The 20,692-nt window shown below is 39.0% G+C and carries 18 protein-coding genes and 1 riboswitch; of the genes, 10 read left to right on the top strand and 8 right to left on the bottom strand.

Annotation, left to right across the window (positions count from 1 at the left end; genetic code table 11):
• Positions 1-33 precede the first annotated feature (33 nt).
• The 5 genes from AKA01nite_RS03925 to AKA01nite_RS03905 all read left to right on the top strand — a co-directional run bounded on the left by AKA01nite_RS03925 (position 34) and on the right by AKA01nite_RS03905 (position 5,246).
• Positions 34-342, top strand: coding sequence for a DUF3784 domain-containing protein (locus AKA01nite_RS03925; RefSeq protein WP_186805083.1), 309 nt, complete (start codon positions 34-36; stop codon positions 340-342).
• A 59-nt stretch (positions 343-401) separates the two neighbouring features.
• A complete protein-coding gene (locus AKA01nite_RS03920) occupies positions 402-1,352 on the top strand; it encodes a nucleoside hydrolase (RefSeq protein WP_146924016.1) in 951 nt (316 codons plus the stop codon).
• 166 nt (positions 1,353-1,518) lie between these two features.
• Positions 1,519-2,952, top strand: a complete 1,434-nt coding sequence (locus AKA01nite_RS03915) for a phospholipase D-like domain-containing protein (protein WP_146924015.1) — start codon at positions 1,519-1,521, stop codon at positions 2,950-2,952.
• 828 nt (positions 2,953-3,780) lie between these two features.
• Complete coding sequence (locus AKA01nite_RS03910) at positions 3,781-4,005, top strand: DUF6718 family protein (RefSeq protein WP_146924014.1); 225 nt, start codon at positions 3,781-3,783, stop codon at positions 4,003-4,005.
• Positions 4,006-4,385: 380 nt separating this feature from the next.
• Entirely contained in the window at positions 4,386-5,246 is an 861-nt protein-coding gene (locus tag AKA01nite_RS03905) for a pyridoxamine kinase (protein WP_186805082.1), read from the top strand.
• A 156-nt stretch (positions 5,247-5,402) separates the two neighbouring features.
• Here the strand turns inward: AKA01nite_RS03905 and AKA01nite_RS03900 are convergent, their stop codons facing one another.
• Complete coding sequence (locus tag AKA01nite_RS03900; RefSeq protein WP_281282439.1) at positions 5,403-5,858, bottom strand: SDR family NAD(P)-dependent oxidoreductase; 456 nt, start codon at positions 5,856-5,858, stop codon at positions 5,403-5,405.
• A 289-nt stretch (positions 5,859-6,147) separates the two neighbouring features.
• On the opposite strand from AKA01nite_RS03900, the gene AKA01nite_RS03895 reads away from it, so the two are divergent.
• Positions 6,148-6,618 (top strand): hypothetical protein, encoded by a 471-nt coding sequence (locus tag AKA01nite_RS03895; RefSeq protein WP_146924010.1) that lies wholly within the window; start codon positions 6,148-6,150, stop codon positions 6,616-6,618.
• Between the two features lie 722 nt (positions 6,619-7,340).
• On the opposite strand, the gene AKA01nite_RS03890 is transcribed toward AKA01nite_RS03895, so the two are convergent.
• The 7 genes from AKA01nite_RS03890 to arcA form a co-directional block, all read right to left on the bottom strand.
• Positions 7,341-7,691: a DUF2200 domain-containing protein gene (locus tag AKA01nite_RS03890; protein ID WP_146924008.1), complete on the bottom strand. Its 351-nt coding sequence runs from the start codon at positions 7,689-7,691 to the stop codon at positions 7,341-7,343.
• Between the two features lie 286 nt (positions 7,692-7,977).
• Positions 7,978-9,876, bottom strand: a complete 1,899-nt coding sequence (locus AKA01nite_RS03885) for a PTS fructose transporter subunit IIABC (RefSeq protein ID WP_146924006.1) — start codon at positions 9,874-9,876, stop codon at positions 7,978-7,980.
• Complete coding sequence (gene pfkB, locus AKA01nite_RS03880; protein ID WP_146924004.1) at positions 9,877-10,800, bottom strand: 1-phosphofructokinase; 924 nt, start codon at positions 10,798-10,800, stop codon at positions 9,877-9,879.
• Positions 10,801-10,804: 4 nt separating this feature from the next.
• A complete protein-coding gene (locus tag AKA01nite_RS03875) occupies positions 10,805-11,548 on the bottom strand; it encodes a DeoR/GlpR family DNA-binding transcription regulator (protein WP_146924002.1) in 744 nt (247 codons plus the stop codon).
• A 639-nt stretch (positions 11,549-12,187) separates the two neighbouring features.
• On the bottom strand, positions 12,188-13,696 hold the full coding sequence (locus AKA01nite_RS03870) for a YfcC family protein (protein ID WP_146924000.1): 1,509 nt from the start codon (positions 13,694-13,696) through the stop codon (positions 12,188-12,190).
• 127 nt (positions 13,697-13,823) lie between these two features.
• The gene (argF, locus tag AKA01nite_RS03865; RefSeq protein WP_146923998.1) at positions 13,824-14,837 is read right to left on the bottom strand and encodes an ornithine carbamoyltransferase; all 1,014 of its coding nucleotides are present in this window, start codon (positions 14,835-14,837) and stop codon (positions 13,824-13,826) included.
• Positions 14,838-14,850: 13 nt separating this feature from the next.
• The gene (gene arcA, locus AKA01nite_RS03860) at positions 14,851-16,101 is read right to left on the bottom strand and encodes an arginine deiminase (protein ID WP_146923996.1); all 1,251 of its coding nucleotides are present in this window, start codon (positions 16,099-16,101) and stop codon (positions 14,851-14,853) included.
• A gap of 466 nt (positions 16,102-16,567) precedes the next feature.
• Positions 16,568-16,753: riboswitch (Lysine riboswitch) on the top strand.
• Between the two features lie 92 nt (positions 16,754-16,845).
• On the opposite strand from arcA, the gene AKA01nite_RS03855 reads away from it, so the two are divergent.
• Genes AKA01nite_RS03855 through dapB form a run of 4 tightly spaced genes read left to right on the top strand, consistent with a single transcriptional unit; the run spans position 16,846 to position 20,679 of the window.
• Entirely contained in the window at positions 16,846-18,048 is a 1,203-nt protein-coding gene (locus AKA01nite_RS03855; RefSeq protein ID WP_146923995.1) for an aspartate kinase, read from the top strand.
• A gap of 10 nt (positions 18,049-18,058) precedes the next feature.
• Positions 18,059-19,063, top strand: a complete 1,005-nt coding sequence (locus AKA01nite_RS03850; RefSeq protein ID WP_371860854.1) for an aspartate-semialdehyde dehydrogenase — start codon at positions 18,059-18,061, stop codon at positions 19,061-19,063.
• A gap of 1 nt (position 19,064) precedes the next feature.
• The gene (gene dapA, locus AKA01nite_RS03845) at positions 19,065-19,949 is read left to right on the top strand and encodes a 4-hydroxy-tetrahydrodipicolinate synthase (protein ID WP_146923993.1); all 885 of its coding nucleotides are present in this window, start codon (positions 19,065-19,067) and stop codon (positions 19,947-19,949) included.
• Between the two features lies 1 nt (position 19,950).
• Positions 19,951-20,679, top strand: a complete 729-nt coding sequence (dapB, locus tag AKA01nite_RS03840; RefSeq protein WP_146923991.1) for a 4-hydroxy-tetrahydrodipicolinate reductase — start codon at positions 19,951-19,953, stop codon at positions 20,677-20,679.
• The last annotated feature ends 13 nt before the right edge of the window (positions 20,680-20,692 follow it).

Below are 20,692 nucleotides of genomic sequence, written 5' to 3'. Positions count from 1 at the left end.
AAACATTTACGCTATCAGAAAGAAGGAATCCTTGTGTTAACTTATCTTTTAATCGGTGCTATTTTACTGGCTCTTGGCTTTGCGGTACATGTTCTCAAATGGAATATGCTGATTGCCTACAGTAACAGTAAACCTAAAGCAAAAACGAACAAGACTAATTCAGAACGCTTCAGAAAAATTATAGGCATTTACGCCTATTTTACTGGCGCTTTATTTTTACTTCTTGCGTTTTTAGAATATCAGGGTATCAGCGTCCCTCAAACGCCGGTCGTTTCTTTCTTTGTCTTGTTGACAATGGGCGTCATGTATTATGCACAAAAAGATTCGAATGATAAAAATTAATCGGATCAGTCTGGTTCTATTTCAATAAAATAGCGATAGGAAGAAAGGGACGTTTGATTATGAAAAAGAATAACAAAAGACCAATCATTATAGATTGTGATCCTGGTGTGGATGATGCCTTTGCTTTGGCGATGGCCTTTGCGGAGGACTCTTTAGACGTACTGGCAATCCATACAGTGGCTGGGAATGTACCGGTGGGGTATACAACAAAAAATGCGAGAGGATTAGTCAAGTTGCTCGGTGTCGATGTGCCAGTTGCTAAAGGAGCAACAGAACCACTTATATTTGATCCGTTTTTTGCTGCGGAAGTGCATGGTGAAAATGGCTTTGGAGAAATCGAACTTACAGATTTGGCACCTTTATCTCCGCTCACTGCAATGGAATCTTATGTTAAGATTTTGAGCGAGGCAGAAGAAAAAGTCACGATCATTGCGATAGGACCACTGACAAATATCGCTTTGTTAATAAAAAGTTACCCTGAATTACTTGATAAAATCGAGTGCATTTCATTAATGGGCGGTGGGCTCAAGGGCGGTAACACGACAAGCGCCGGTGAATTCAACTTTTTCTATGATCCACATGCTGCCCACATCGTTTTAAACAGCGGCCTCCCAATCATTATGTCCAGTCTTGATGCGACCGAACAAAGCGAGTTCCATCAAAAAGACGCTGATGTTCTGAAGGAAAAGGGAGGCGAACTAGGTGTCTTGCTGCACGACATCTCTCAGTCTGCCCTGAAATTTCACCGTGAAGTGAATCACAGCGATTTTATGAATTTACATGACGTGATGGCAGTCTTGTATTTAGTTTATCCTGAATTATTTACGACAAAAGATGTTTATGTGAAGATTGCTTATGACGAAGGGATCATGAGAGGCTTCAGCCATACTGATATTCGTCTTCAGGCAGAGAATCCACCTAATGCCAAAGTTCTTATCGGTCTTGATAACAAAAAAATCATACGAATAGTACTTGAGACACTAACAGGTAAAGACGTGACGTTTAACTAAACGAGAATACCTTTGATATACAAGAACCTGCTGTTTATCACACATTTATGATAAGCAGCAGGCTTTTTTATACTTAAGATAGGCACCATTTTTTATCCTTCCCTCCATTAATGGTATACTTGAATAACAACGGTATGCTTTTGATGTATAGAGAGGATTGGTCAGTATGTTAAAAAAGATAATCAAAGGCGTAACTTTGGGTTTAGGCGCTTATATAGGGTATGCCTTTTTTACTGGGAATATCCTGCTCCATTACAAGAAACCTAAAAACAGGGAAAAATTGAACCCAAAAGGACTGACAGATTATTACGGTGACGACGAAAAATACGGACCGGATAAAGCCGCTTTTTTTGACACGCAGGATATTTTGATGACTCTGCATTTAAACCTGATCGACTCTGCAAAGCAGACGATCAAACTTGCCAACTTTTCCATCGATGACGGGAAAGCCAGTGATTTATTTTATGGGAAACTATTAAAAGCAGCTGATAAAGGAGTCAATGCCTATGTTCTATTTGACGGTAAAGGGCACAATCTTGTTGGTATCAGTAATGAGAAATACTGGGCACTGATGGCTCATCCAAATATCAATCTAGCCTTTTACGAAGAGTTCGATTGGCTGCGTCCGTGGACCTGGCAAAACCGTATGCATGATAAATACATGATTATTGATAAACGCAGTGTTTTGACCGGGGGCGTTAATTTAGAAGATGCCTTTTTCGTTAAAGACGATGAAGATGCTGTGTACGACCGCAATGTCGTTATCATTAATGACGATCCGAAACGCTACGATGAGAGTGTTTTGAAAGATTATACAGAATATTTTGAGTCGATGTGGTATCATCCGTTTACGAGTGTAAGACCGAGTCATATCTTGGAAAGATATAAAGATCTGGCTAAAGAGTCGTATGAAAATCTTACTTCGGCAGTTATAGAGGCTGAAGAAAACCAAGAATATGGAGCCGGGAAGAAAATCAAGTGGGATGATCATGTTTACTCGACAAGAAAAGTCAGTCTCGTAACAAATGGCATACAGCGCTGGAAAAAGGACCCGCATATCCTTGCAACACTTGGACGGCTTTTTGACGAAGCTGAAGAGTGTATAGTTTTTCAGAGTCCTTACGTGGTGCCAAATAAAGAAATGCGTAATTATATCTCACTCAAAGATACAGATGCTGACATTTTCTTTGTAACGAATTCCATGGCAGTTTCAACAAATTTCCCAGCTATTTCCGGCCAGCGAAAATATTTGCAGGAATTAAGCGAGAGAACGACACAGCTCTATCATTTCCAAGGTAAAGGATACATTCATGCCAAAGCATACATGTTTGACCGACGATTGAGCCTTATAGGTTCATTTAACTTTGATCCGCGCAGCTCTTTTTTAAGTCAGGAAAACCTGGTTATTATAGACAGCAGTGATCTTGCTGAAGCCCTAGAAAAAAGCATCAAAGAAATCGCAAAAGACAGTGTTCCTTATCAGAAAGACGCAGGACATCTTGTCGAAAAAACAGCGGAGAACACACCGACACCTTGGTATAAAAAAATCTTACTGGGCATCGCCTATATCGTTTTTTATCCTTTGGAAGATGTCGTTTAAGTAGAGAATAATAAGATGAAGAAGCTGAGATGAGCTTTTCAGCTTCTTTTTTTGTGGCTTTTGTACGAGTGCTCAGTTTTTCTAGCTACATCAAGGTATTTGCTAGCATTTAGATAAGTGAAGTACTTGTAATAATAACTCATGACTGTTTTGGCTCCGAGTTACCATTACTAAGACAAATAACCCCAACTCAGTCCTTTACTTCTGCTTGAGTTGCCATTACTAAGACAAATAGCCCTAACTCAGTGCTTCACTTTCCCTTGAGTTGCCATTACTTAGACAAATAGCCTCAACTCAGGCACTACATAAAATCCCAGTTCCTGTTACTGAGCACGTTAAACTTAACTCATAGAATTATTCCGTATTGAGTTACTACTATTGAGCTCATTAGACGGAACTCGAAAAATTTCTTTACTTTGAGTGACTCATATTCACTATGATTATTTCAAAATCCTGTGAATATTAAATTCGTTATCTAGAATATTTAGTTCGGTTCATTAAATAACACTTTCACATGTGAACTGCTTTTTTTTAAAAAGTAGTTACAGTTAATAGAAAATTCTGCCAGGATCTCATCCATTTATATGATATTTTAATCAAATTGTTTAAGTATATAAGAGTTAAAGCTGCAAGATTAAATAAAATGGAGATTTTATTATAGATATGTTTATTTATTCATATTTTTTGAAAATTTGTATGGATTATAAGTGCAAGATGAAGTAGAATAAAAGAGGTGTTTAAATTAGTACATTGTTAACACTCGTATACGTTTATATACTAATGTAATAGTATATACATCATAATTTTTGATAAAAAGGAAGAGTGATCATGGCCTATGTAATAGCAAAAAAACACGGAAAAAACGGCTCCGTTGCGTATACATATGAATCAAGTGAAATACAGTTGATCAGTCAATTAGAACAGGAATACTCAAACTGCGATATCGATATTTTCATTACCTCAGACCTGTGCAATAAAAAAGAATTTCAGCCTGTTTTCAATGTGGGTCATTTTGAGTTGTTCATTGAATCGATCAAGAAGGTACTGAAATAATTAGATATCTATTATTCAATCTTTATTTATGGGGTTGTTCAGAAAGTGAACCAGCATGCCATAAAAGTTTAAAACACGATGACCGGTCATTTTTCTTGCCCGTAATACTGAAATATAGAAAAACCGGATCTTTGTGTTTTTATTTGCAGAAAAACAACTGACTTATTTTTGCAGTGAAAGCTTATCTCATTGTAAGCGACTTATATTATCATTGAAACTTGCCCAGCAGCCTCAGATAATATTGGAGCAAGAACAAATCATCTCCATCATGCAAGGACAGACGGGTCAGTTTTCATCAATTTTATTATGTCCATAGAATTAATCATTTTACAGGGTACAAAATAATGTATAATGAAATTAAGGAAAAGGAGATGAGAAACATGAGTGAACAAGTTTTAGTGATCAACGACTTGCCGGGTGTTGCCAAGGTCGCCGGCATGTCAAACCTACCCATTTTAGAAGCGGCGCAGTTCGAAGTAGCTTTGCTGCCCACACTGCTTCTGTCTACACATACACTAGGTTATCCGGGTATAGTGAAACATTACTTAAATGAGTCTTTTGATGATATACTGGCTCACTGGAAAGATCTAAACGTGCAATTTCGAGCAACACTGACTGGATACTTTGCCGACAGCAAACAGATCGTCACGGTCATCGATTACCTGGAATCCCTGGATTATGATATGCCGGTCATTATTGATCCCATTATGGCAGATTTCGGTAAATTATATGCGGGCTTCAGTGAAGACTTTCCTGAAAAATTCAGAAAGCTTGTTAAGTATGCAGACATTATTGTTCCCAATTTAACGGAAGCCTGTCTGATTACAGATTATCCGTATTCAGATGATTTGGGGCCGGAAGATTATCCAAAAATCGCTCAGAAATTGTGTGATTTAGGTGCAAAAACCGTTGTATTGACAAGTGTCTTTCAACATGAGGGTAAGCGTGAAGAAGAGACAGGTTACTATGTTTATTCTGAAAACACTGAACCATTTTATCACATGCATGAGAAAGAAGATGTCTGGTTCAAGGGCGTAGGGGATATTTCAGTCAGTTTCATCACAGCTTATTATTTACTAGGACATTCTGTAAAGGATGCTGTGATCAAGAGTTCTGATTACATTGAAAAATCCCTTCGACACAGCACAACTGTAGATCGGGATCCAAACCTGGGAATTTATTTTGAACCGATCATACCAGAATTTTCAAATGATATTGATGAAATAAGAAAACAGCAGTAACTCTCGTATCTTTTAATATCCTAAAAACTTGTCTTATCCTACTGGTTTTTAAAACTAGAAGAGTGGAGAAGAGGAGGGGGGGAAGGGAGGATTTGCTGTTAAAATAAAGAGGATCAAGTCAACTGAATGACTTGATCCTCTTTATTTATTAATGAATTAAGACATCGTCCATCCACCATCAACAGGTAATGCGTGACCTGTGATATAAGAAGACTGATTGCTGGCCAAGAACAAAGCAGCATTTGCCACATCATTAGGCTGGCCTAAGCGTTTCATAGGGATCGGTGAAATAAAGCCTTTATATGTTTCTTCATCTTCTAGAAGTTCTTTAGTCATGCCGGTTTCTCCAGTACCTGGACAAATAGCGTTTGCACGAATGCCATCATCAGCATAGTCAACAGCCATCGCACGAGTAAATGAAATCACTGCACCTTTGGTTGTTGCATAAGATATCGCATCAGGGAAACCGATTATTCCTCCCGCCGAAGCTGTGTTGATAATATTTCCTTTTGTTTCCTTTAAATAAGGCATGGCATATTTAGACGCCAGGAACAAACTGGTAACATTGACGTCTAATGAACGTTTCCAGGCATCCATCTTGGTTTCTTCAATGTTTCCATAAGCATAAATATTAGAAAAGTAAAACAGTTATCCTTCTAATTGTGTATATGGCAATCTTTTAATAATCTAAGACAACCAAAAAACTTGCAGACCAACTTATGATATACTGCGAAGTGTGGACTATACTTTTGACTTAAGAGACGAGAGGAGGAGAGAGGTGAGAAGTAAACGCAGATGCTTTCTTTAACTTTATTTCAAACTGCCACTTTCTGCAAGGAATATTGTATGCAAAGTACCTGATACTAGTGATAACCTGCTTATTTGAAGGAGTGACTTTTATATGTATATTGACAAAGACAGACATCCGATTGCTGAGTTCATAATCAGATTGATTTATATTCTTTCAGTCATACCTTTTATCATAAATCTCTACATATTTTGGCGAACAGACAGTCTAAGCGATGTATTAAATGATGCGATCGACGGAAGAAAAATTGACAGTATATCAGTCAATAACGATGTGCTTAACCTAAGTGATGAGACAATAGAAGACTTTTACTGGAGTATACATGGATATGACACGACAATACCCACGCTTCCTGTTCATGCTCCCAGCAATATTGCCTGGGAAATAGAAGTCAAACATCATCCTTTTAAATCGATCAGCAAAAATGCCTGCGAGTTTTCTATTGAATTCAAGAATGATGACTCTTTAACGATATTTTACAATCAAAATGGCGTCGAGTTAAACAATGTTTATTACACGCTAGTTAAAAATCCAATACAAGAATTTATTGATGATAATAAATAATAATTTGTTTATTTGATAAATTCAAACAGATAATTTCATTTAATTCATTTTGAATGACGGAAGAATTCTAAGGATATTTTATTATTATAATAAGTGTTTTGGCGAAATAGCTGTCTGTTGTTTCTTTACAATTGCAATTAAAGTATGAAGGCAACTCTTATGGAACAAATCGAAAAAGCAATTTAAAAAGTAAAAGTATCAGTATTATTACGATCATTTAATAAAGTTAGATTAAAAAGTGAAAAATAAACTAAAAATAGGGGATTAATTCACGATTTTAACGTATCCAGACAATCCGTTTCTTTTTTTGTTTTAGTTTACATAATATATATTATACAAAGTAGATTGTATGGAATAATGTCTATTATTGATCATTTTCAATTGAATTTGACTTCCTCATCGTTCACTGTTGAATTGAATTGAATTCATCCTTTATTTCAGCTGATTATTCTTTATAGATTTATCTTTTTGTAAAAATTAAAATCATTCTCCATTTGTTTCAACTTTATATTCATTCAAACCATTTATGACTGTTTCAGTTTTTCTCATGTAAAATTATTTGTCAATATTTCTAGAGTTTTCATTTCTGTTCGAATATTTTCCATGCCCTGCTTCTATTTTATTTAGCTCATTCTTTTATTTATTGTTAAACTGTCATGAAACTATCTTTAAAATTATTGCCTGCTATTTTATAGTCCACTTTATTCAAACTTAATTTGTTATTAGTGTCGTTTGATATTCTCGAACTTTTTACCTCTTGCTAATTCATCAATAAGTTTGTCTAGATAGCGAATATCTTGCATCAGCGAATCTTCAATGTCCTCTACGCGAATACCACAAATAACACCTTTAATCAATTTGCGTGACGGATTCATCTGTGGTGCTTCAGCAAAGAACGTCTCAAAATCGTTATCTTTCTTCAATTGATTTTCTAATCCTTCTTGAGTATATCCAGTTAACCAACGAATAAGCTCATCAACTTGACTCTTTGTTTTACCTTTATTTTCTGCTTTTTTAACGTAATGTGGATATACTTTTGAAAAACTCATTGTAAATATTTTGTGTCTAACCATTATATTCTTCTCCTTTTCTACAGAAATGCTGCTGGTATAAATTCATAATAAATACCTCTATCTGAACCGGATAGTTTCATTTTACGATTTCAAATAGCTATATATTCAAAGCATTACATTCTTATACTATCATATATTTACTCAAAATAGGTGTTTTACTTTCTTTATTCACCTCCTTTGCAGTCTATTTGGTTTGAAAAACAAACTAAAGAACGTTCGTTCTGTGTTGAGAATAAAAACAGACTCCTCTACTATGAGAAGTCTGTTTCATTGTTTTTATATGTTTTTAGCTTAATTTACTTTCTACAGTATTTTTATTTGTATTGTCCACTTTTGGTTTCCATAAGCCCATAATGACTGCGGATATTATCGAACCAATAAGAAGTGCTACAACAAATAGCAATGGATTTTCTCCAATCCCGACAACGAACAAACCGCCGTGTGGTGCGGGAATGGAAACATTCCACAATTGGGTCAATCCTCCACCGATAGCTGCACCTAGGACAGAAGAACCGATGACTCGTAGTGGATCTGCTGCGGCAAATGGGATGGCTCCTTCAGTAATAAATGACGCACCTAAAACGAAGTTCGATAAACCGGATTGTTTCTCCATGTCAGTATATTTAGATTTGAACAACACGGTGGAAAGTGCGATCGCTAAAGGCGGGATCATACCACCGACCATAATAGCTGCCATTAAAGCTCCATCTCCAGTATCTGTAAAGATACCGATCGAGAACGCATAGGCCGCTTTGTTTACGGGACCACCCATATCAACAGCCATCATTCCGCCCAAGACGGCGCCAAGCAGCACGATATTTCCGGTACCGAGATTATTTAATAATCCTAACATTTCATTGTTTATAACGGCGAAAAATGGACCAATAATAAAGAACATCAGTAAGCCAACCACAAACAGACCTAATACTGGATAAAGTAAAATAGCTTTAAGTCCTTCAAAGGTTGTAGGTACTTTTCTGAGCATCTTCTTGATTCCGTTCATAACATATCCGGCGATGAAACCAGCAACCAGACCACCTAAGAACCCTGCATTACTTTCTACAGCCAGCAAACCACCCGCCATACCAGGTAAAAGACCAGGACGATCACCGATACTGTATGCAATATAGCCTGCTAGGATTGGGATAAGGAATTCGAAGGCTGAGCCGCCTATAGTATTAAGTGAGGTAAATAACACACTATCCGAACCTAATAAAGATTCAAACAGGAATGATAAAGCTAAGAGTATTCCACCCCCGACAACAAATGGCAGCATATGTGAGATTCCATTCATTAAATCCTTATAAATCGATTGCCAGACCGAACTACTTTCAGTCGTTTCAGCTGAACGTTCTGAACTGTAATCATTACCAGAATCGAATATGGGGGCATTACCTGTACTGGCTTTAGTGATCAGTTCTTCAGCTTTTTTAATGCCATCAGAAACTGGGCGCTCAACAACCGGTTTACCATGGAAACGAGCTGTATCTACTTTTTTATCCGCCGCTACAATAACCCCATCTGCACGAGCAATTTCTTCACTGGTCAGTTTATTTTTAGCACCATCTGTTCCATTCGTTTCAACGCGGATCTCGACACCCATTTCAGCCGCTTTTTTCTTTAAGGCGTCCTCGGCCATATACGTATGCGCGATCCCTGTCGGACAAGCAGTGACGGCAACGACAAACTTCTTGCCTTCTTCATTTGCCTGGACTTCAGTGACCTTTTCTTCTTCTTCACTTTCATTGAAAATCATTTGAACATCTTCTGGGGTCTGAGTTGTTTTCAGCGCTTGGACGACGTCTGCATCCACGAGTCGGCGTGATAAAGAAGCTAGCACTTCAAGGTGTAAGTCATTCCCGCCTTCAGGGGCAGCGATCATGAAGAATATTTCGACCGGCTCTCCATCTAGAGCATTGAAGTTCACACCATTGGATGATTTTGCAAATAATACAGCGGGTTCTTTGACTGCTTCATTTTTTGAGTGTGGCATAGCGATCCCATCACCCAAACCTGTTGAAGTCTGTGCTTCACGAGCCATGATGCCATCTTTGAATGTATCAAAGTCATTCACCACTCCTTTATCCACGAGTTGCTCTACCATCTCATCTATTGCAGATTCTTTTGTTCGAGCTTTTAAGTCCATGATCATTAACTCTTTTTTCAAAACATCATTGATCTTCATTTATTTTTCCTCCCATTTTTCGATTATTATTTGAGGTAATAATTTTTCTATATCATCTTTTTCTGCCAGATCTTCTTTGAAAGCTGTTGCGCTTCCGCAGGCTAAACTCATTTTAAATGCATCGAGTGGATCTTTTATTTTTTGATATTCACTGATAAAACCGGCAATCATGGAATCTCCGGAACCTACCGAATTGACGAGCTGACCTTTAGGCGGTTTGCTGTAAAAGACGTCTTCCCCACTAAAGAACAATGCGCCATCCCCTCCCAGAGATATAATGGCATAGTGAGCACCTGCTTCAAGCAATTTTTTACCGTAAGGCACGATGTCGTTTAAGTTATTTAATGTAACCTCATATAAATCTTCTAGTTCATGTATATTTGGTTTTACTAGCAACGGTTTTTTTGATAAAGCCATCTGCAATTCTTCGCCTGTAGTGTCAATGATAAAATCCGCTTGCTTACTTTCTACATGATCGATCAGTTGCTGATAATAATCTTCCGACAAGCCTTTGGGTTTACTTCCGGCGATGATGACAATATCTCCTTCTGACAAGTCGTTCAATTTCGCATAAAAGTCTTTACTGAAAGCTTCCGTCACTAGAGGCCCTTTGCCATTGATTTCTGTTTCATGATAGCCTTTTATCTTCACATTGATGCGCGTATCTGAATCAATGGCTGTGAAATCAGTGTTGACATGTTCATTATGGAGCTGATCTGTGAGCAGCTGTCCAATTCGTCCGCCTACAAACCCCATAGCCACATTATCCGTATTTAATTGTGTGAGGATACGCGACACATTTATTCCCTTCCCACCCGCTGATTTCTGATCTTTCTCAAACCTGTTCAGTTGTCCTAACTCAATCGGGTCATCCGGGTAAATCACATAATCGATTGAAGGATTCAAGGTTACTGTGTAAATCATAGTGTTACGCCTCCATTATTCTCGTATATTCTTTGAAGTGATGGTATTTATCAGGCAGAGTATTGGTGATGATCGTGCATTCATCGATATCTGCCACTTTTTTGAAGTGGACTTCTTCTAATTTGGATAAGTCAACAAGAACATACGACTGATTGGATTGACTTATCGCTTTTCTCTTAATAGCCGCTTCATCAATGTCTGGAGTAGTAAATCCTTGGCTGACATCCACTCCGTTCATTCCCATAAAAGCTTTAGTGAAATTAACTTCTGCTAGTGTCTGCTCTGCTATGGCGCCAATGATTGCTTTTGTGCGTTGCTTGATTCTTCCTCCCAGAAGGATCGTTTCAATATTGTAATCAGTTAACAGGACAGCATGAGGCACACCATTAGTCACAATAGTGATATTTTTATCTTTCAAATGAGGAATCATAGAATAAGTCGTCGTGCCAGCGTCAAGATAAATCACATCAAAATCATTGATAAGAGAAGCAGCCAATTGACTGATTTTCTCTTTCTCATGAATGAATTTGACTGTTTTTTCATCCATAGTGGGTTCATCCACTGGTTCTCGCTTCTTTTTAGCCCCACCGTGTACACGAACGAGCAAATCCTGATCCTCTAGTGTTGTTAAATCACGTCTTATCGTTGATTCGGAGTGTCCTAGGTTCGTCACTAAGTCTTGAACAGATACCGTTTGGTGCTGATTTAATTGTTCGATAATATACTGATGCCTTTCCTCTGTAAGCACTTCCTTCACCTCTTAAATGTAGTTTAACATGATATAAAATTCAAAACAATACTTTTCATCCAATTACAATCAATTTCAATCATTATTCTTTTTAATAATTGCTAACCTTTTTAAAACGGTCGACTCTACAAGGGGATCGTCGCGACTGCGACATATAGTCTAGAAAGTGCATGCTCAACTTCAGTCAGCTTCATGAGTTCGACATCTCAGTCTAAAAAGTGCATACTCAACTTCAGTCAGCTTCACGAGCTCGACATCTCAGTCTAGAAAGTGCATACTCACCAGCAGTCAGCTTCATGAGTTCGACATCTCAATCTAAAAAGTGCATACTCACCAGCAATCAGCTTCATGAGTTCGACATCTCAATCTAAAAAGTGCATACTCACCAGCAGTCAGCTTCACGAGTTCGACATTTCAGTCTAAAAAGTGCATACTCACAAGCAGTCAGCATCATGAGTTCGACATCTCAGTCTAGAAAGTGCATACTCACCATCAGTCAGCTCACGAGTTCGACATCTCATGCTAAAAAGTGTAAACAGTGCTTACTTCGGCACATTCTCCATCAGACGCATAAAAAAAGATTCCTGACACGACGGTTAAATCGCATCAGAAATCTTTCCCCTTTTATGGATCCTTCTCTTATAAGAACAACACACCTAACGCTAACAGAACACAGGTTGTGACAAAAAGAATACCAATCAGTTTTGCCGTATATTTCCACCAGGTGATAAGTTCAACTTCAGCAATAGCCAAGGCTCCCATTACAACACCGAATGTTGGGGTGACCAGATTGACTATTCCACTGGCGGATTGGAAGGCTGTTACAACGATATGTTCAGATACGCCTACGAATGATCCCAGCGGCCCCATGATCCCCATGGTTGCAGAAGCAAGTCCAGAAGTTGAAGGGATCAGGAATGACAGTGGAATATAGAATATATATGTCAACACAGAGAAGATGACTGGCGACAAACCAGACAAGGCTTGTTCTCCAAAGTGCAGTATGGTATCTGTAATCATCCCTTCGTTCATGATAACTTGAATACCGCGAGCCAAGGCGACAATCAATGCGACACTTAAAAGGTCTTTTGCTCCGTCAACAAAGCCTGAAACAATTTCTTTCTCAGGGACTCTGTAAATGATTCCGATCAGGATGGCCATAGCAAGGAACAGCATTGTGATTTCTTTGAAATACCAGACTCCCAAAGGTACCATTTGCTGGCCTAAGACTGTACCGACAATTGGCAGCTCCATCAGCCAGGTATTAAATGTTTCAAAGAATGTCCAGTTTTCATTAAGTAACGTCCAAGGAATGAGTCCCATTACCATGATCAAGAAGGTCAATCCGAAAAGTATGATCACTATCTTTTGTTTTGTATTCATTTTTGTATCTTTGTTTTTCGTTTTAAACTTCTCTTTATTTTTTTCATAGTCTTCAGAAACCAGTGAATTTTCCCGGTCTTTCTGTACCTTGGTCGCGTATCGATAGACATAAGCTGTCGTGATACTATACATGACTACAAAGAAAATCAGTCTTAGTACAATACCGTTACCTGGGCTGATACCCAAGGATTGTGATGCCACCCCTGTTGCAAAGGGGTTAACGGTTGAAGCTAAAACGCCGACTCCGGCACCCAAAAGGATAACCGATACAGCGACAAGCATGTCAAAACCTACAGTAATCATGACAGGAATGATCAATGGATAAAAAGCAAGTGTTTCTTCTGCCATACCATAAGTGGTTCCGCCCAAAGCAAAGATGAGCATTAAAATGGGGATGAGCGCTTTTTCTCTACCCTTGTTTGCACTAACAACTTGGCCGATCGCCGTGTCAAGTGCCCCTGTTTTATTGACAACGCCTAAAAACCCACCTACAACGAGAATAAAGAGCGATACTTCGATGGCTCCGGGAGTCGTATCTGTTCCTAACATCCCTTTGACGGGAGCCATAAATATATCCCACAAACCCTGTGGCTGCTGTTCGGTGTAAGCAAAGGTGCCTGCAATGATCTCTCCAGCATCATTCACTTCATAACTGCCTGCGGGTACAAACCATGTTAGAATAGCCATAATGACAATGATTATAAATAGTATAGTAAAAGAGGTCGGTAAGGACGATAATTTATCCTTTATTTTGTTATCAGACATTTTTTAACCCTCCAACTCATTATTTTTATCGTTTATTGTGCCAGCCGTCTTTGATTCATGCATTTGAATTCATTATAAGAAGAGGAATGAACCAACTGGATTACCCAGTCAGTTCATTTTTTTCACATTATACGCGGGGAATAAAAAGATTACCTAGTGTTGCTGCCATAATGGCTTTTATTGAATGCATACGGTTTTCTGCCTGGTCGAACTGGCGGGCGTGCTTACTTCTAAACGCTTCATCTGTGACTTCCATTTCCACTTCTCCGAATTTTTCTTCGACCATTTTACCATATTCGGTTTTTGTATCGTGAAAGGCCGGTAGACAATGTAAGAGGATCGTTTCTTCTTTTCCAGTTTTATCAAACATATCCATGTTTATTTGATACGGTTTCAGTAAACTGACCCGCTCTTCAAATTTATCTTCCTCACCCATGGACACCCAGACATCTGTATAGAGAGCATCGGCATCTTTCACACCTTCATCAACATCAGAAGTAACTAATACACGGCTTCCTGATTTATCGGCATATCCTTTTGCCAGGTCAATGATTTCCTGACTTGGAAACAATTCTTTCGGCGATACGATGTGTACATTGACTCCTAGGATAGCACCCGTAACTAGTAAACTGTGGGCAACGTTATTTCTTCCATCGCCTGTGTAAGCTAAGGTCAATCCTTCCAGTTTGCCGAAATTTTCTTTCAGTGTCAGATAATCCGCAATCATCTGAGTCGGATGCCACTCGTCTGTTAAACCGTTCCAAACAGGCACACCAGCATGTTCTGCTAATAGTTCAACACTTTCTTGCTTGAATCCACGAAATTCGATTCCATCAAACATCCGACCAAGTACTTTAGCTGTGTCTTCGACCGATTCTTTTTTACCGATCTGAATATCATTTTTCCCAAGATATTCTGGATGAGCCCCCAAATCGATTGCTGCAGTAGTAAAAGCTGAACGGGTACGCGTCGAGGCTTTTTCAAACAGCAAGGCAATATTTTTTCCTTCGAGATAATGATGGGGTATACCCTTTTTCTTCATATCCTTTAAATGCGCTGAAAAATCGATGAAATACATCAGCTCTTCTTTAGTAAAATCTTTTTCCTTTAAAAAACTGCGTCCTTGAAATACATTTTCCATATCGTTTCCTCCTCTAATTGTCTTCTATATCTTTTCTTACAAGCGGCATACTCATACAGCGAGGACCGCCACGCCCTCTGGATAATTCACTGGATTCAATTTCTATGACTTTAATGCCTTTTTCTCTCATCAAACCATTGGAGACATGATTTCGATCGTATGTCACAACAACGCCTGGTGCGATTGCCAGTGTATTGGATCCATCGTTCCACTGTTCTCTTGGTGCTGCAATAGCGTCTCCGCCACCACACTGGATCAGTTCGATTTCTTCAACGCCCAGCGCCTCTTTAAGAACTTTTTCCAGATCAGTCTGATGTGTGATTTTCAATTCATCTGAATCTAGTGATTTCTCTAAGGTGTATGTGTCTATAGAACCGTCCAGTTCTAAAATACCAGGATGTATGGTGAATTTATTGTGGTCAATCATGGTAAAGACCGTGTCCAAGTGCATCATCGCACGCACATTTGGTATTTTGATCGCAAGAACTTTTTCAAAGGTTGTATGCTTTTTAAACAACTCATGTGCTAAGTCCTCGATCGCTCTAGCTTCTGTACGCTGTGAGATCCCTACGGCCAGGACTTTATCATTCAATACAAGTTCATCGCCACCTTCCATAGATGTCGTTTCATTACGGTCCCTATAAATTTCTACAGCACTGTCTTTGAAGCGTGGATGGTGTTTCATGATCGTCTCAAGAAACAGCGTCTCCCGTTTACGTGCCTCAAAGGTCATATTGTTGATCGTCATGCCATTACCGATCGATGCACCGGGGTCACGTGTGAAGTAAAGATTTGGCATTGGATCCATATAAAAAGGATAATGCTTGCGGTCACTGATATCAGCCAGTCGTTTTGATTCCACTTCGATTTCTTTCTTGCGTACCCCTGCCATCATCGATTCCACCATATCATAAGTGTTCATCGAAAGAAGATACTCTTTTAAAGCAGCGTAAACACTTTCTGACTGAACATGTGATTCATCGAGCATCGCTTCCACAAAGGCTTCTTTATTGCCGGAAGCATCGATTGCTTCTGCCGAAAGTTTTTCCAGGTAAAGGACCTCGACACCGTTTTCTCTTAAGACATCAGCAAACTGATCATGTTCTTTTTGAATAACAGGCAGATGCGGAATATCATCAAGTAATAAACGATCCATAATATCTGGTGTCAGATTTTCGACTTCTCTTCCAGGACGTTTGAGCAAGACCGTTTTCAGATCACCTATTTCTGAGAAAACATGGATGGGCTTATTTGCTTCGTTCATTTTTTTCTCTCCTTTGTAAATTTTTTTATTATCTATTTATTTACACTTGTATAATAACATGAATAATTCATATTGTTATAAGGAATGAAAACGCTTTTTATTCATTCGGTACGCTATTTTGTATAAATATTTAAAATTTGTATATCCTGTGATTTCTGTTCTTTAAAAATGAATAATGGCTTTTTTTATACAGAAATTATCGATAATAAATAATTGATGATAAGTATATTAGAAGTCTTTTAATTGTAACTTTTTGCCACTGATAAGCCTTTTTTTCAATAAACAAGATATTCTATCATCGTCTGTCACTCCTTACTTTTTAATCTTAACTTGAACTGCCTTCAATTTAAAATGATTTGCAGTAAAAGAAAACATAAGTTCAACCCTTTTATTTAGAATTTGATGATTAACTGTTTACATATTTATTAAAATTTGCTAAGCTTGAATACATAAATACAACAGTTGAATAATTGGATGAGGCGCAAAATTCATCAGTACTGGCTTTAGAGGGATCTGTTTATCCAAAGCTTGGGAAAGGGACTTTTGCCGAAACAGCGTGTTTTTTACAGAAAACAGGTTGTTGGGCTGTATATTAAGAATATGCAGACTGCCGTATAGCATTTCATGTGCTAAACGGAGGGCTTCCGCTTGTGAGGGTATCATTAAAAACAAGTCGGCATCCCCGGCTTGTTTTTTTATATAAAAATACTTTCTCAGCTATATATTTAAAGAAAAGGAGTCGCTATGAAAAGAAGTGTTTTAAAATTTGGAGGCTCAAGTGTTTCTGATTTTTTGAAAATCAAAAATCTTGCAGGTTACCTCAAATCACGTATTGAAAACCAGGAACAATTGGTTGTCGTTGTTTCAGCTATGGGGAAAACAACAGATGACCTGCTGACGTCAGTCAGTCATCTGACTGCTAAGCCGAATGAGCTGGATTTAGCGATGCTGCTCAATACAGGAGAGCAGCAGACCATTTCTTTTCTATCGCTCGCACTGAATGATTTGAATGTGCGGACTAAACCTTTGACCGGTTATCAAGCAGGCATCGAAACGAGAGGCAATCATTTGAAAAGTAAAATTTCTTCTATAAAAGCAGACTTTCTAAAAGAGTTGTTTGAATCCAATGATTTACTTATCGTCGCTGGCTTTCAAGGATTCAACGAATTCGGGGAACTGACGACGCTTGGACGAGGCGGGTCCGATACGACAGCGGTAGCTCTTGCTGCTGCCCTGGACTGTACATGTGAAATCTACACAGATGTCACCGGTGTATTCAGTACAGACCCACGGATCTATAAAGACGCCAAACGCCGCGAGCTGATTTCCTTTGAAGAAATGATGGAAATGTCTGCTTTAGGCGCAGGTGTGCTGGAAACGCGGAGTGTCGAACTCGCTAACAATCATAGTATCCCCATTTATTTAGCCAAAACATTATCTGATGAGAAAGGAACATGGATCGTGCCGAATGACCAAATGCTCGAACGAAAAGCCGTAACAGGAGTCGCTTTAGATAAAGAGATGGCACACGTTACCATCACTCACCCTTTAGAAACAAAGGCATTCCTTACCGATTTATTTAGTGAACTGGAAGGATCCGAAATCAATATCGATATGATTTCTCAGATTCAGAACAAGGATGGTCTGCAGTTGTCTTTTACTGTTAAAGAATCTGAAGAAAGCGTGTTGAATGACTTGTTTGATTTGCTAAAAAAGTCCTATGAGAACCTTTATGTCACTATCGAAACGACTTATTGCAAATTGTCTGTTATAGGAGCCGGGATGCGAGATATGACTGGTGTAGCATCGAAAATTTTCAACACATTATTGACTTCAAACATTCCCTTTTACCAAGTCACGACTTCTGAGATCAGTGTCTCTTATGTCTTGGATGAAAAAAATGGCGAATATGCTGCCCGTCTTCTCTGTCAGGCATTCGACTTGTAAACAAACTAAACTGAGAAAGGTTGATTTCATGAGTAACATTGCGATCGTTGGAGCTACGGGGTTAGTAGGCAAGACCATGCTGGATATCATTGAACAGAATGACATTTCCTATTCTTCCCTGACACTTTTTTCTTCTGCACGTTCTGCTGGGAAAGAAATTATTGTTAATGGGAAAACACATGTTGTTGAAGAACTAACCGAGGAAAAAACATCTGAATCGTTTGATTACGTGCTGATGTCAGCTGGAGGAGACACAAGTTTACATTTCTCTCCCCTGTTCGAAAAATCGGGAGCTGTCGTTATTGATAACTCAAGTGCCTGGCGGATGGATGAATCGATCGACCTAGTTGTTCCTGAAGTGAATAAGGCGTCTCTTAAACGTAAAATCATTGCTAACCCAAACTGTTCGACCATCCAGTCTGTTGTCCCTCTAAAACGTCTGTCAGACATTTTTGGAGTGAAACGTGTCGCCTATACGACTTACCAATCGGTATCAGGATCTGGATGGAAAGGCATCGAAGACTTAACAGGAGGTGAACAGGGCGAAGCACCAAAAACTTACCCTAAACCGATCCATCATAATGTCATTCCACACATTGATGACTTCTTGGATAATGGCTACACCAAAGAAGAAGAAAAAATGATTAAAGAAACTCAGAAAATACTGAATGACCCGGCATTGGCTGTTACAGCGACTTGTGTACGCGTGCCTGTGCTGCATGCTCATGCTGTTGCGATAAACGTCACTTTAGATCAAGAAACGAATGTTATAGAACTGAAAGAGGTCCTTTTAAATGCGCCATCCGTGGTTGTTATGGATGATCCTTCACGAGAGGTTTATCCGACGCCCTTGGATGCTGCCGGAAAAGGAAATATCTTTGTTGGACGAATCAGAAAAGATGACAGTTTACCAAATACTTACCACCTATGGTCGGTTTCTGATAACATCCAAAAAGGCGCCGCTTTGAATGCTGTACAAATTCTCCAAGACCTTCTATCAAGAAAGGAAGACTAATATGACAAGACTATTTACTGGCGCAGCTGCTGCTGTGACGACGCCTTTTATAAAGGATCGTATCGACTACGATAGTTTCAAGAATCATTTGACTTATTTAAAAAACAACTCTATTCAAGCTTTTGTGGTTAATGGGACGACTGGAGAAAGTGCCACATTAACTCACAAGGAAAAAGCAACACTTTTATCCATCGCTATCGATGTGGCAGATGGCGATATTCCTGTTATCGCAGGAACGGGATCCAATAATACAGCCGACAGCATACACTACTCAAAGGAAGCTGAGAAACTAGGAGTGGATGGCCTTTTAGTCATTACCCCTTATTACAACAAAACCAGTCAGAAAGGATTGGTTGCTCATTTTGGTGCGATTGCTGACTCTGTCTCTATACCCGTGATTTTATATGATGTGCCCGCCCGAACCGGAATGACGATTGCTCCCGAAACATTGGGAGTTCTAGCCAAGCAGCATAAGAACATTGTGGGATTAAAAGATGCAACGGGCGATCTCTCTCATCTGAACAGGCTGCAATACGTCGTGGATGACTCCTTTTCTTTCTACAGTGGCAACGATGATCTTGCCCTGCCCTTTTACTCTCTAGGTGGTCATGGTTTGATTTCCGTACTGGCTAATGCTTTACCAAAAGAATACCAAGATATGTATGAAATGGCACAAAGACTCCCTAAACGAGCCGCTCAGATCAGTCACAAGCTTTTCCCCTTAGTGGATGCTTTAAACGTAGATGTGAACCCCATTCCCATAAAGTTACTAATAAGTCATTTAGGGTTCGGCGAGTATTCCCTGCGCTTGCCATTAGTTCCACTGGAGAAAATGGCGCAGGACGTCTTGCTCGAACTCTTTGAGCACACAAGGAAGGATGGTTGATATGAAACTACTACTCGTTGGATATGGTGTGATGAATAAACGTGTCGCCAAACTGGCAGAAGAAAGCGGACATGAAATCGTCGGAGTTTTATCACCGGATGAAGAAAACAACTGTCCTTATCCTCTTTTTGAATCAGCGTCTGAAAAATTACCGGAAGCAGACTGTCTGATCGATTTTTCACATCCCTCTTTGTCGAAAAAAATACTGACTTCAGACTTGACTGTTCCCATGGTCATTGCAACCACAGGTGAAAAAGAGGCACTGGTGGAACTGATCGATAAAAAAGCTTCTTCTACACCAGTCTTTTTCAGTGCCAATATGAGTTATGGTGTCCATATCATGATACAGCTCCTTGAAACGGTGGTTCCTTTAATGGAAGATTATGATATAGAATTGATTGAAAAACATCATAACCAGAAAATAGATGCACCCAGCGGTACTCTCATTAAACTGCTTGATGTCATCAAGAATAGAGCGCGCTCAGATGCGAATGAGGTCTATGACCGCTCAGAGACTACAGAAAAACGCAATCAAAAAGATATAGGCATTTCTACGATCCGCGGTGGAACGATCGTCGGAGAACACGAAGTTCTGTTTGCAGGACAGGATGAAGTGATTTCCATCAAACACACCGCCCAGTCAAAAGATATCTTTGCTCGTGGCGCTTTAAAAGCAGCTGAGAAACTCGTCGATAGGAAAAATGGCTTTTACACCTATAATAATTTGTAAGTGAGAAGATTTT

This window comes from Alkalibacterium kapii (assembly GCF_007988865.1).
Taxonomy (GTDB): domain Bacteria; phylum Bacillota; class Bacilli; order Lactobacillales; family Carnobacteriaceae_A; genus Alkalibacterium; species Alkalibacterium kapii.
Note: the sequence above shows the minus strand (reverse complement) of the source record. Positions and strands in the feature narration are given on the sequence as shown.